The sequence below is a fragment of the Butyricimonas muris genome, from assembly GCF_046365375.1.
GTDB lineage: Bacteria > Bacteroidota > Bacteroidia > Bacteroidales > Marinifilaceae > Butyricimonas > Butyricimonas muris.
The window spans coordinates 63,830-77,444 of sequence record NZ_JBKEIT010000014.1 but is presented as its reverse complement, the minus strand read 5'-3'; the positions used below and the strand labels follow the sequence as shown (position 1 = coordinate 77,444).

The window sequence follows — 13,615 nt, the reverse complement described above, 5'->3', positions numbered from 1 at the left end:
GTAGTTGAATTTTTTTCCTTTTTTTGTCATACTCTTTGTAAGTTCATGTATTATACAATTGAAAAGTTCATTCATAAAAACCGGATGTGCGATGAAATGGTATAGTGGTAATAACATGGAATAAGTATGAAGCGGGATTTATATAAGGTCATAGAACTGTTTAAGAAGTCTTTTGGGAATGCCCTTTCCGATGATGAACGACAAGAAATGGATGTTTTGTTGCAGGATAATTCTTTACGGAAAGCGTACGAAGAGTTGTTTGACGAGGCTTTTGTAACCGGGAAGTTTAAGGAGTTCGAGAGTTACGAGTATAAGCCAGCTTTCGAGGCATTAAAGAAACAGGTGTACCGGGGGCGTTTCCGGCGTTGGATGGCATGGGGGGCATCCGTGGCGGCAGTGTTGGTCTTGGGGTTCATGATCCTGGAGAACTTCAGTCTTTCAACCGGGGAGCTGGTTGTCGTCAACCGAGAAATTGTTCCGCCGGGAGAAACTGCGGCAGTATTGAAACTGGCAGACGGACGGATGGTGAGGATTGGGAAAGAACCTGTCGCAATCATGGAAGACGACGGGAATGTGGTAAAGTACGAGGATGGGCAACTTTCCTATACTTCCGTGAATCCGATGGAAAAAGAGCTCTACAATGAATTGAAAGTGCCTATCGGGGGAGAGTGCTACGTGGTGTTGAACGACGGGACGGAAGTGTGGTTGAATGCGGGGTCTGAATTAAAGTACCCGGTTGCCTTCAGTGGAAAGGAACGGAAGGTGGAATTAAGTGGGGAGGGATTCTTTAAGGTGAAGAAAGATACCTTGCCTTTTATCGTGGGTGTGGAAACGGGAGATATTACGGTACTCGGTACGTCTTTCGGCGTTACCGCTTACCGGGGAGAGGTCGGGTACACGACGTTGGTTTCCGGCAAGGTAAGTTTCACGTCGAAGAATAAGGAAAGCGTGATATTATCCCCGGGAGAGCAGGCTGTCGTCCTTTTGTCCGGAGAGGTTGAAGTACGTGCCGTTGACGTGGAGGAGTTCGTGGGATGGAAAGATGGAAAGTTTGTCTTCAAGAATAAATCTTTGGGGAATATCATGCACGTTCTGGAACGCTGGTACGGGATAAAGGCGGTATTTAAAGATGAGGAAGTGAAGGAATTGGAGTACACGGGAAGCCTTGAACGGTACGATAATATCAACACGTTCCTGCGGTTGTTGGAGAAGTTAAACGATGTACATTATGAAATAAGGGAAGATGTGATTATTTTATATAAATAAAAAAAAGAGGGATAGGTCGCAAATTTCTCAGGTTTTAAACCTATTCCCCTTTAAGTCCATGTTTTAAATAAACAATACAAAAGTATGAAAAAAAATCGAGTAATCAAGTTTCTTGACCTAATGGGTAGGTACAGGAACAATTCAAGGATTATGAAGTGCTGTGTCGTCTTTGTTTTCTTGCTCACGCTGAATTTGGGCGTGTATGCCCAGACAAATCCGGTGACGCTGGATTTGAAGGGCGTGAACCTTGACGAGTTCGTTCAAGCGGTGAAGAAACAGACAAACATCAACTTCATGTACAACTCGTCGTTGGTTGCCGCCGCGGGAGAAATCACGATTAAGGTGGAAAAGATGGAGTTGAAGAGTGTGTTGGACACCGTGTTGAAAAAAGCCAATCTCGTGTACGAGTTCGAGAATAACACGGTACTGATCCGTCCCGGCAAGGGACAAGCGGTCGTGAAGCAGCAAAGCGTGTTGAAGGGAAGCGTTAAAGATGAACAAGGTGTGCCATTACCGGGTGTCACTGTTTTAGTGCGCCAGAAGACGGAGAATACCGCGGGGATGTCGGTCGTCATGGGTACCGCTACCGATATGGACGGGAAATACTCGATCATGGTGCCGGAGGGCGAGAATGTCTTCGTGATCTTTTCTTTTGTTGGAATGGTTTTGCGGGAGATCAAGTACACGGGACAAAAGACACTTGATGTCGTCATGAAGGAGGACGTGAAGGCGGTGGAAGAGGTGGTGGTGACGGGATATGGCAACGTGTCGAAAGGTAATTACACGGGAGCTTCCACGACGGTAAAAGCAGAGGATGTCCTGATGGCGGGAGTTTCTTCTATTGACCAGATGCTGCAGGGAGTTGTGCCCGGTATGCTGGTGTGGAATACGACGGGACAGGTGGGGGCAACCTCGAAGATCCGGGTGCGGGGAACTTCCACGTTGCTCGGGAGTCAGGAACCTGTGTGGGTGGTCGACGGGGTGATCCAGCAAGACCCGCAGCCTTTTAACTCGGAGGACAACACGAAGTTTTCCGTGGATGCGGATGACATCAAGCAATTGGCGGGTAATGCCATCTCGTGGTTGAACCCGAATGATATAGAAACAATCACGGTGTTGAAAGACGCTTCTGCCACGGCTATTTACGGTTCCAAGGCGGCGAACGGGGTGATCGTGATTACCACGAAGAAAGCGAGGGCGGGAAAGATAAACGTGAATTATAGCGGCAATCTCTCGCTCGGGCAAAGACCTCGCTACGGGTTGTACGATTTGATGAATTCCCGGGAGATGATGCAGTTCTCGAAGGAGATATATGATGAACGGCGGGTATATCCTTCCACGGTTTTGCCTGTCGGTTACGCTGGTTTGCTCCAGAAATGGCTGAACAAGGAGATCACGGAGGAGGCGATGGAGCAGGAGTACGCAAGGATGGCTAAACAGAACACAGATTGGTTTAAACTGTTGTTCCGCAATTCGTTCAATCACTCGCATAACGTGAGTATCAGCGGTGGTTCGGAGAAAATACAGAACCGGACTTCTTTCGGGTACACGGAAGAAAAAGGGGAAGCAAAAGGAAATAATATGACGACGTTCACGGCGACATCCAACACGACCGTGAATTTCGGGGAACGTTTGATGATCAATATGTTGTTGAAAGGAACGGTACGGGACGTGCGGGGTTTTGCTTACGGGGTGGATCCTTTCTCTTACGCGTACAACACGACGAGGGTTATCCCGGCGTATAACGAGGACGGTTCTTATTATTACCACGAGAAAGAGGGAGCACGGAATGAAGGGGTTATGCATATGAGTGGCAAGTATAATTATAATATCCTGAACGAGTTGGAAAACACGGGAAGCAAGAATAGCACGAGGACATGGGGTACGACGATAGATTTGAAATGGCGGATACTGCCGGGATTGGAATACCAGGGGCTGGTTTCTTACACGTCTTCTTCTGCCGATTCCAAGAAGTATGCGGATGAACGTTCGTTCTATATCACGCAGATCCGGGGGTACGAGTTCGGTTCGATTGCCACGACGGATGATATGGCAAAACAGACCCCTCTGCCTAATGGTGGTATTCTGGAAACAGACCTGACGAACAATACTTCTATCATGATCCGGAATAGTCTGGTGTATGACTGTTTGTTCGGGGTAAAGCACCGGATGACGTTGCAAGTGGGTATCGAGACCAATGCTCTCACGACCAAGGGAAACACGCAAAAGCGTTACGGTTATTTGCCGAATCGGGGTGAGACATTTACCACTCCTCCTTCCTTTTTTGAAAGTAGCGAGGGTGAACGTTTGGATAACAGTGTTTACGTGAATGGGGAAACACGGGTGATTAACCGGGTGGATAATAAACTCAGCGAATATATGTTGGCGGCTTATACTTACCAGGAACGTTACATGATGAATTTTAGCGCCCGCTTGGATGCTTCCAACCGTTTCGCTCAGGATAAGAATAAACGCTTTGAACCGACGTGGTCGATCGGGGCGAAATGGCGGCTCGGGCAGGAGAGTTTCCTATTGGGACAACTTTGGATCGATAATCTGGATTTGTACGGTTCTTATGGCTATCAGGGAAATGCTGTTTCTTCGGTTTCGCCTTACCTGACAGCAAGGGACGGGGGAATTGACGGGGCGTACAAGGATTATGTCTTGAGCGTGAGCTCGTTGCCCTACCCGAATTTGGGATGGGAGAAGACGAAAACTTATAATATCGGGATTGATGGTTCCTTGTTTGAGGGGAGGTTGAATTTTACGGCTAATTATTTTGAAAAGGTGAGCGACGTGCTTGCAGCCCGTGGGGTGGCTGTCGAGAATGGAACATCGAGTGGAGTTGTTTCTGGTACTTCGATGAAGAATTACGGGTATGATTTCGTGATTGATGTGGTTCCTGTCCGGACGGAGAATTTCACGTGGCAGCTTTCGGTTAATACCTCCGTGACACGCAATAAGGTGGACAAGAATGACCGTTGGAATTCTGTTGATAGTTACTTGAATGGTTCCGCCGTGATGGAAGGGCGTCCTTTTTCCACGTTCTATTCTTTCGAGTTTGATAAATTGAACCCGGAGAACGGATTGCCGGTGTTTAAAAATATGGACGTGGAGAACGGTTTTGACCCGACAGCCTATTTAGTGAAGTCCGGGAAGTTTGTGCCGGATTTCTCGGGAGGTTTCAATATGCTGTTCAAGTATAAACGGCTTTCGTTGTACGCTTTGTTTGCCGTGCAATGGGGCGGGCATGATCGTTTGCCGGAGCTGTACACGGCTTCTTTTTCAGATGGTTCGGGATTGCCTAAGCCGGAACAAAATGTGTCCAGGAAATTACTCGGTCGCTGGAAGAAACCGGGTGATGATGCTTACACGAGCATCCCTTCCCTCCCGGGTGCGGGCAACGAGCAGATCGTGTTGCCGGTGGTAGAGCGGGGCGGTTACGGTAACAAGAATTTGTACGAGATGTATAATATGTCTGATGTATGGGTCGCTAACACGGATTTTATCCGTTGCCGTTCACTCTCGCTGTCTTACGAGATAAATCCTGAATGGTTAAAACGGGCTTACATCCGGCGGATGCAGGTAAAAGCGAGTATGACGAACCCGTTTATGTGGGTTTCGGACAAGAAATGGGACGGTCTGGATCCTGAAACGCGGAATTGGCCGGCACGGCGCGTGACCTCGTTGTCATTGCAAGTGGTATTTTAGTGGATTGAATAATGGAAAACGATAAGATCATGAAAAGATTTAAGTTTATAAAGGATATAGCATGGATGGGCGTGTTCTTGTTGGCGGCGTGTTCTGATTTCCTTGAGGAAAAGTCACAGGACGAGGTAATCGTGACGACCGTGTCTGATTTTAGCCAGTTATTGCTGGGTTCCGGGTACGTGGATGTTGCTTATGATGCGCTTTATTATTTTGATGATGATTTGGAACTGGACCCGTCTTATTATTGGGGCGACGAAGAGAATACTTTCGCAACACAGCTTTTCGGTCATTACACGTGGCAGCCGGATATGTGGGGTGGAGAGTCTTATGCGGTAGATGCGTACACGCTGACTTACAAAAAGATTGTGGGTGTGAATGCAACCCTAGATGGGATTGACGGGGCGATAGGTTCCCCGGAAGAGAAGGAACAGGTAAAAGCGGAGGCTTATGCGTTACGCGGGTACTACTATTTTATGCTGGTGAATTTGTACAGCGAGCCTTATAATTACAATAAAAATGCTCTTGGGGTACCGTTGAAGCTGACTGCCGATCTGACGGAAAACGGGATAGACCGGGGTACGGTGGAGGACGTGTACCGGCAGATCGTCGAAGATTTGAAGGCATCTATCGAATTGTTCGAGAAATACCCGAAGAAGAGAGGAAGTTTCCGGATCAATATTTCCGCGGCACAGGTGCTGCTGTCCCGGGTGTTCCTGTATATGGAGGAGTGGCAGGAGGCGATAGATGCAGCCACGGCGGCGATAAAGACCGGAGCGGGATTGACGGATTACACGAGAGTGGAGATGTATTCCGAGTTCGAGATGGCAAGTTACAAGCATACCGAGGTGGAGTGGGTGTATAATGCTTGGATAGAGATTCCCTACGGGTATGTTCCGTCCGAGGATTTGATGTCGAAGTTCTCGGGTGAGGACAGGCGTCTGGATTTATGGTTCCCGTGGGGGACGTGCACGAAGAAAATGGTTATGGACTGGGGAGCCCCGGTGAACACGATCCGGCTTTCGGAGGCTTACCTGAACCGGGCGGAGGCTTATGCGCAGCAGAAAGAGCAAACGGATGCCTTGTCGGATTTGAATACATTGCGTCGTTACCGGATAGAGGGATACGAGGATGTGTCTATCACGGATGAGGCAGTCCTATTGGATGAAATCCGTCTGGAACGTCGCCGGGAACTCTGTTTTGACGAGCTGCGTTGGTTTGATTTGCGCCGTTACGGGATGCCTTCCATATCGCATAAATACAAAGTGACAGAATACGACCCGTGGGTTGTCTACACGTTGGAGGAGAGGGATCCGCTTTACACGATACCGATTCCCAATACGGCAATAAGTAATAATGTCCTGTTAAAACAGAACCCGTCGGCTTATGTCCCGGCAAGGAAAGGTGTCATAGAGTAAAACTGATAATTGAAAATATTATGAAAGCGATAAGATTGTATTTGATATTATGGAGTGCCCTTTTAACGGGTGCTTGTGCCGAGGATAAGCAACTCGGGGACGTCGAACCTTTGGAGCAGGGTTACGTGTTGCCGCAAGGCAAATCCCCGGCGGATGACCGCATCGTGAGTTTATTTGACAAGTACGGGACTTATTTCTTGTACGAGTACACGGAGGCTGATTTCAGTTGGCGGCAGGGGGGCGGCAGTTTGATTTACTCTTACACGGCTCCCGACCCGCTATACGCGGGGAATATGCTGGATTTGCTGGATGAAATCTGGTTCAGGTTTTACCCGGAGGAATTTCATAAAAAGTATATGCCCCGGAAGGTCTTTCTGGCAGGAACGCTGGAGAGTGGCAGTGGCACTATTTACGCTCGTGTAGCCCAGGGGCAGATCGCGGTCGGTTGCTGTTCGAGCGTGTTGGTCGATATGCCGGGGGAAATGAAGCAGGCTTTTAAATCCGAGCTTCAAAGAGTATTGTTGAGAGATTGGATTACCCGGGGAATAATCACGATACCGGACGAGTTTTATGCGGTAAGTGATTATTCTTACGAGGCGGACACTGATAACCCTGATTCTCCTGATTATGCCCGTGCCAGAGGGTTTGTCGCGATGAGTAACGGTGCCGAGTGGTGCGGTCGGGTGGATTGGCAGACAGGAATGTTGCCGGAAAGTGAAGACTTGAGATATTTTATTGATAGCATGGTCAGCCGAACTGCGGAGGAGTGGGCGTCGGATCTGGAATACCCGCTGGTGCAACAGAAATACGATATTTTGCGGGAATATATATTGGAAAATTACAAAATTGATTTACGAGAGATCGGAAATAAAACAATTGAAAATAAAAAGGATTAACGATTGCCAATTAAAGGAATCATAGAATCACGGAATAAACGTCGCCTTGTGCGGCAATAATCATTGTTTAATTTAAAAATGTTTGAAATGAAAAGATTGTATGTGATGCTACTTTTAGTAGCACTGGGATTCTCTTGTCTTGCTGCGGATGGAACGGGCAACAGGAAAAAGAACAAGAAAGCGGAAAGTCCGCAACCTTTAAGTAAATATGCGGAATTTCTCAAGGAGCCTGGAAGAGTGGAAGTGAAGGGCGGTCTGATGACCATCCATAGAGTGGGAGAAAAGATTTATTTCGAGTATCCTTTGAAGCACTTGGGGCGGGAAGTTCTGTTGGGCGGAACGATCTCGGCTTCTTCAGACGCAATGGCTGTGAACGTGGGGTATAAATACCTCAATCCCTTGCATTTAAAAATTGAGTTGCAGGATTCTTCCGTGTTGTTCAATATCCCGAACCGGGCAGTTACGTTAGGGACTGACGAGCCTTGGGCGAAGAAAGCCTTGGAACAGAATTATATGTCGGATTTTTACAAGCGTTTCCCCGTGAAGACTTATAATGACGATAGCACGGCTATCGTGTTCGAGGTGACGGATTTGTTGTACAATAATCCGGAGCTCTCTCCGCAAGGAGGAGGGCTATTGGGAAATTTTTCTTTAGTGGAGAACGAGAAAGAGAACGAGAAGCCTTATTTCGGGAAAATAAAAGTTTTTGATGATAATGTTTCCGTGGAGATAAATCAGCGGGTTTCGTTGGAATTAGGTCTAGGAATGTATATGGCACAGCTTGGAAAGATTTCCGTGCGTTCCAATATTTCGATGCTTCTGCTGCCGGAGGATAAGATGAAACCAAGGATACAGGATTCCCGAGTCGGTGTGTTCCCAACCATGAATGATAAATACGGGGAGATTGCTCTTTCAAAATTCGAGTTGTCGCAGAAAGAGGATGGATTGCGCCCTTATTATCTTGCCAACCGCTGGCGTTTGGAGCCCAAGAACATGGAAGCATGGAAACGGGGGGAGTTGGTAGAACCCGTGAAGCCAATCGTGTGGTACGTGGACGATGCTTTTCCGGAAGAGTGGAAAGCTCCCATAAAGGCTGGTATCTTGACTTGGAACAAGGCTTTCGAAAAGATCGGGTTCAAGAATGCGGTGCAGGTACGGGATTTTCCGGTAGCCGATACGACTTTTGACCCGGATAACTTGAAGTATTCCTGCGTGCGTTACTCTCCTACGGCGGTAGCGAACGCTATGGGACCCTCTTGGGTGGATCCTATAACCGGAGAGATTATCAATGCTTCTGTGATTATTTACAATGATATCGTCAAGTTGATTAATAACTGGCGTTTCGTGCAGACCGCGCAAGTCGATCCCCGGGTAAGGACAAAGAAGATGCCGAAAGAGATCTTTGATGAATCGATGACTTACGTCGTGGCGCACGAGATCGGGCACACGCTGGGACTGATGCACAATATGGCCGGTTCTGCCGCTATCCCGGTCGATTCGTTGCGTTCTGCTTCCTTTACCCAAAAATACGGGACAACGGCTTCTATCATGGATTACGCCCGTTACAATTACGTGGCGCAACCGGGGGACCGGGGTGTGAAGTTGACACCTCCCGAGTTGGGTGTGTATGACGAGTATGTTATCAAGTGGCTCTATACCCCGATTCCCGATGCAAAAGATAAGTGGGAAGAGGCGGCAATCGCCGAGCGGTGGATAGACGAGAAGGCGGGCGATCCTTTTTACCGTTACGGTCGCCAGCAGATTATAATTCGGTGCGACCCTTCGTCCCTTGAGGAAGATTTGGGGGATGACCCTTTAAAAGCCAGTGAATACGGTATTAAGAATTTGAAATACATTTTGGCACATCTCGACGAGTGGATCACGGATGACCCGGATTTCAGGTACCGGAAAGAGATTTACGGGAATATAGTTATGCAATATATGCGTTACTTGATGAACGTGGCTTACCAAATTGGCGGGATTCAATTGACACAGGTGAAAGATGGTACGAAGGGGGAGGCTGTTAAACCGGTAGACCGAGAGGTGCAAAAGAAAGCTGTAGCTTGGGTAATCGGGCAATTGCGTGATTGTGGTTGGATTAACGCTCCCGAATTGACTGGCAAGTTCGGTTTACACGCGAATATTTCAAGCGAGTTTTGTGGACATTTTATGACATTATTACAAAGGACTTACACATCGAATGTGATACGGTCGTCACATATCGCTGGGGACCAGAAGGCTTACTCGCTTCGGGAATATTATGATGATTTGTACACGGGAATATTTGCTTCTACTCGGCTGGGAAAAAAGTTGTCGGAAGAGGAGCAAATTATGCAAAAGTGGACGGTCATGCATGTGAATATGTTTTATCGTGTCGTACGTAACAATATGGTGGGTGTCACTTCGGCACAAAGCGACCCGTGCTTCACCAAGATGTTGTACCCCTCGTTAGAAGAGATTCGTGCCTATGGAATAGGTGATATAAGAATGAGTGATATGGTTTATAACAAGTTGAAAGAGATAGAAAATCGTGAAGGTAAAGGAACCGTGGCTTGCTCAATACTAAAGAATCGTTTTGGAGAAAATGAATTTCCTTTCCAAGGTGATATAAATTCGATGTTTCTGGCAAATATGCAAAACGAGATCGTTCCTATGTTAAAAAAAATCTATGCTTTGGTAAAGAGTAAGATTGCAACAGCTGATCCTGCGGACAGGGGACTTTACGAGTATATACTGACTAGTTTGGATACGAGTTATTCATTTAGCAAATAGTAGAAGTTTAGAGTTCAAAATTTAAAGTTTGATGTTGAAACTTCCCCTTCCAACTCTCTGTACAGAAGGGGAAGTTTTTTGGAATCATGCCCAGTTTTCACCGGGGTGATTCCGATGTATTCCCATGATATTCCCGTAGAGTTCCCGGTGAAGTTAGGGAACAAAGTCCTTTTAAACTCGTTTTAAAGTCCTTTCAAAGACCTTCGGGAACGAGGGGGAAAAGAGAGTGATACGAGAGAGCAAGGAAAGTGTAGTTTTATTTGTTGCTTTTTGTAGCTAAATTTCGTTAGTTCAATTATTTAATGTCAAGAAAGATTGCGCAAATCTTTCTTAAATGAAAGAGCCGTGTTTATTGGTTTATATTTGTGGAGATCATAATGGAAGATATTGATTTTATCCATATCTTTGTTACGAGCTTTAAAATCTATTTATGTCGTTTGATTTTGATTCTTTACTGGAAGGTATTAATAAAAAGAATATACGGGCATGGGAAGAATTATATGAGAAGTATTATTCAGTTCTCTGTTCGTATGTGAACGGTATTATACGGGATAAAGATCAGGCGCAGGATATCGTGCAGGAGGTGTTGGTGGCTGTTTGGAAATCTTCTAGGCACTTTCCGGATATGAAAGAGTTGACCTCTTACTTTTACCGGGCGTGTTACAATAATGCGTTGATTTATCTGAGAAATCTACAAATCCGCAAGGGGATAGAACAGAAAATCATACAGGAAACAGAAGAAGAGTTTTCTGACGAGATGTTTGCCGTCACCGTGAGGGACGAGTTATTACGTCAGCTTTACAATTATATGAAAGAGTTGCCCGAGGGAGCTAGGGAGATTATGGAGTTGAGTATTCAAGGGTTTACCGGTCCGGAGATCGCTATAAAGCTGGGCATAACAATCCACACGGTGAAAACGCAAAAGAGTCGTAGTTTTAAATTCTTGCGTGAAAAACTGAAAGATTCCGTGTTGTTGTTCCTGCTCTGAATGATTTAAAAGAAACTGATCAACAGCATCACGTTCAATGCCGTGACGATTCCCCCGATGACGTACAGCAGCCATTTCGTGTAAGTGGAGTTTTTGTATTTTCCCATGACCTTGGAGGACGAGGTAAGGTGTACCTGCGTGAAGATCGTGATCGGGAGTTGTACGCTAAGAGCCATTTGCGAGTAAATCAGTCCTTGGAACGGGTTGGATATTAGCATGATTAGTGCAAAGGCGAGAATAAGGGAAGACAGTACGCCGATTTTGGAGTGACTATCTTTAATATCATAAGGCTCCTTGTATATGCCGGCGAAGATAGAGCCTGCCGCCATACCGGAAGTGATGGTCGAGGAAATTCCCGCAAACAGAAGTGCCACGGCAAAGATCACGGCGGCGTTATTACCCAACAGCGGCGTGAGTAGCGAGTTGGCTTGCTCTAACTCCGTGACGGGTGTTCCGCTACGGAAAAACGTGGCGGCGGCAAGCAGTATCATAGCGCTGTTGATTGCCCAACCGATGACCATGGAGAGTATCGTATCGGCATACTCGTAACGCAGTTGTTTCTTGATGATTTTATCGTCCTGTATGTTCCATTGTCGGCTCTGGATAATTTCCGAGTGCAGGAAGAGATTGTGAGGCATAACCACGGCACCGAGCACGCTCATGATCACGACCATGGAGCCTTCGGGAAAAGCGGGCGTTACCCACGCGGGAAGTGCCTCGTTCCAGTCAATGTCTACCAGTGAAAGTTCGTATATGAATGACAAGCCTATGATTGACACGAAAGCGATGATCCATTTCTCGATCACCCGGTAAGTATTCGTGAAAAGCATGATGACAACGAACACCAACACGAGTAAGGAGCCGGCACGTACGGGAATATCGAATAGCATTTGCAAGGCAATGGCGCCGCCCAAAATCTCGGCGAGCGAGGTGGATATGGAGGCGAGCATGGCGGAATAGAGAATCCCCTTAGCATAGTGGGGCTTCAAGTGTTCGCTGGCGGCTTCCGAAAGGCACAATCCGGAGGCAATCCCGAGGTGCGCCACGTTGTGTTGCAGGACGATAAGCATGACTGTCGAGAGTGTAACCATCCACAATAAGGCATAACCGAATTCAGCTCCCGCGGCAAGATTGGACGCCCAGTTACCGGGATCGATAAATCCCACGGTGACGAGTAGCCCCGGTCCGATATACTTGAATATTTCCAGTCCCCCCAGTTTCGGGGTATGTTTTGCCGTGTTGAGTAATTCCTTGAAATGCTTTAACATGCCGATTGAGTTAAAAACTAAAAGCTAAAAACTAAAAGTTAAGAGCTGATAGTGTAAATTTATTTCTATTTTTGAAACTTCAAAAGTACGAATAACGATGAATAATTGTTCCGTGAACATGAACTTTTAGTTTTTAACTTTTAACTTTTAGCTTTTATGCTTGTACCGGTTCTTCTTGTAGTTGCTTCGCTCGCGGTGCTTTATTTCGGGGCGGACTTTTTGGTGAAAGGGAGTTCTTCGCTTGCCGTTCGTTTGGGAATTTCACCGCTGGTGGTGGGATTGACTGTCGTGGCGTTCGGGACGAGTGCCCCGGAGTTACTCGTGAGCGTGCAGTCCGCGTTGGACGGTACGCCGGGGATTGCCGTGGGGAACGTCATGGGATCGAATATTTTCAATATATGCGTGATACTCGGTATTTCGGCGATGATTTATCCCTTGCGGGTGAATCCCCGGTTGATCCGGTTTGATATGCCGGTGATGTTATTGGCGACGGTTCTGTTCGTTGTCATTTTCCGTAGCGGGGTATTTGCCCGATGGGCGGGAATATTGTTTTTTGCCGGGATTTGCGCGTATATGGTGTATTGTATTTACAAGGCGAAACGGGGTGAAGTGGCTGAAACCGATGAAGAGATTCGACCGACAAAGAGTTGGGTGTTGGATATCGTGTTTATGGTCGCGGGGTTGGGATTGCTTGTCTGGGGATCGGGATTACTCGTGGATAATGCCGTGGTTATCGCGAAAACCTTGGGTTGGAGTGAGGCGGTCATCGGGTTGACGATCGTGGCGGCAGGCACGAGTATGCCGGAGTTGGCAACTTCCGTGGTGGCAGCTGTCAAGGGGCGGACGGATATAGCTATCGGCAACGTGGTCGGTTCGAATATTTTCAATTTACTGGCGGTACTTGGATTGACTGCAACTATCGCTCCCGTGGAAACGAACCAGATCAATTGGCTGGACATGGGGGTTATGGTGGGTTCTTCCTTACTCCTTTTGCCTTTTATGCGCACGGGTTTCCGTATCGGACGGGGGGAAGGAATCGTGTTGTTTGCCATTTACGCGGCATATACGGTTTACTTGCTCGTGTAATCAGATACTATAACCGGGGTAATCATTTCTTACATCCTTTTTACTCTCTAATCAATGACAATACATTTACGTCCCCGAACGTCTTTGAAACGTCTTTGTATCGAAGGTGAAACGTCTTTGTTCCCTTATTACTTCCTTATCTCAACGGGAGTTCTTCGGGTGTTTCCCGGCTATCAGGTATTGACTAACTCCTGACCAAGTCCTGACTAACTC

8 protein-coding genes are annotated in these 13,615 nt (G+C 47.0%); 7 read left to right on the top strand and 1 reads right to left on the bottom strand.

The features are described 5' to 3' along the window. Positions 1-126: 126 nt before the first annotated feature. The 6 genes from ACK8P8_RS19900 (at position 127) to ACK8P8_RS19875 (ending at position 11,048) form a co-directional block, all read left to right on the top strand. Positions 127-1,266 carry a FecR family protein gene (locus tag ACK8P8_RS19900; RefSeq protein ID WP_369860890.1) on the top strand — a complete coding sequence of 380 codons (1,140 nt, stop codon included), beginning with the start codon at positions 127-129 and terminating at the stop codon, positions 1,264-1,266. A gap of 84 nt (positions 1,267-1,350) precedes the next feature. Further along, positions 1,351-4,977: a SusC/RagA family TonB-linked outer membrane protein gene (locus ACK8P8_RS19895; RefSeq protein WP_410026164.1), complete on the top strand. Its 3,627-nt coding sequence runs from the start codon at positions 1,351-1,353 to the stop codon at positions 4,975-4,977. A gap of 29 nt (positions 4,978-5,006) precedes the next feature. After that, positions 5,007-6,392 carry a RagB/SusD family nutrient uptake outer membrane protein gene (locus ACK8P8_RS19890; RefSeq protein WP_369860892.1) on the top strand — a complete coding sequence of 462 codons (1,386 nt, stop codon included), beginning with the start codon at positions 5,007-5,009 and terminating at the stop codon, positions 6,390-6,392. Between the two features lie 20 nt (positions 6,393-6,412). Continuing rightward, positions 6,413-7,288: a putative zinc-binding metallopeptidase gene (locus ACK8P8_RS19885; RefSeq protein ID WP_369860893.1), complete on the top strand. Its 876-nt coding sequence runs from the start codon at positions 6,413-6,415 to the stop codon at positions 7,286-7,288. 87 nt (positions 7,289-7,375) lie between these two features. After that, the gene (locus ACK8P8_RS19880) at positions 7,376-10,060 is read left to right on the top strand and encodes a zinc-dependent metalloprotease (protein WP_369860894.1); all 2,685 of its coding nucleotides are present in this window, start codon (positions 7,376-7,378) and stop codon (positions 10,058-10,060) included. Between the two features lie 430 nt (positions 10,061-10,490). Beyond that, positions 10,491-11,048, top strand: a complete 558-nt coding sequence (locus ACK8P8_RS19875) for an RNA polymerase sigma factor (RefSeq protein WP_099291954.1) — start codon at positions 10,491-10,493, stop codon at positions 11,046-11,048. A gap of 5 nt (positions 11,049-11,053) precedes the next feature. Here ACK8P8_RS19875 and ACK8P8_RS19870 read toward each other — a convergent pair whose 3' ends face one another. Next, positions 11,054-12,316: an Nramp family divalent metal transporter gene (locus tag ACK8P8_RS19870; protein WP_369860895.1), complete on the bottom strand. Its 1,263-nt coding sequence runs from the start codon at positions 12,314-12,316 to the stop codon at positions 11,054-11,056. Positions 12,317-12,472: 156 nt separating this feature from the next. On the opposite strand from ACK8P8_RS19870, the gene ACK8P8_RS19865 reads away from it, so the two are divergent. Beyond that, the gene (locus ACK8P8_RS19865) at positions 12,473-13,402 is read left to right on the top strand and encodes a calcium/sodium antiporter (RefSeq protein ID WP_369860896.1); all 930 of its coding nucleotides are present in this window, start codon (positions 12,473-12,475) and stop codon (positions 13,400-13,402) included. Positions 13,403-13,615: the final 213 nt, after the last annotated feature.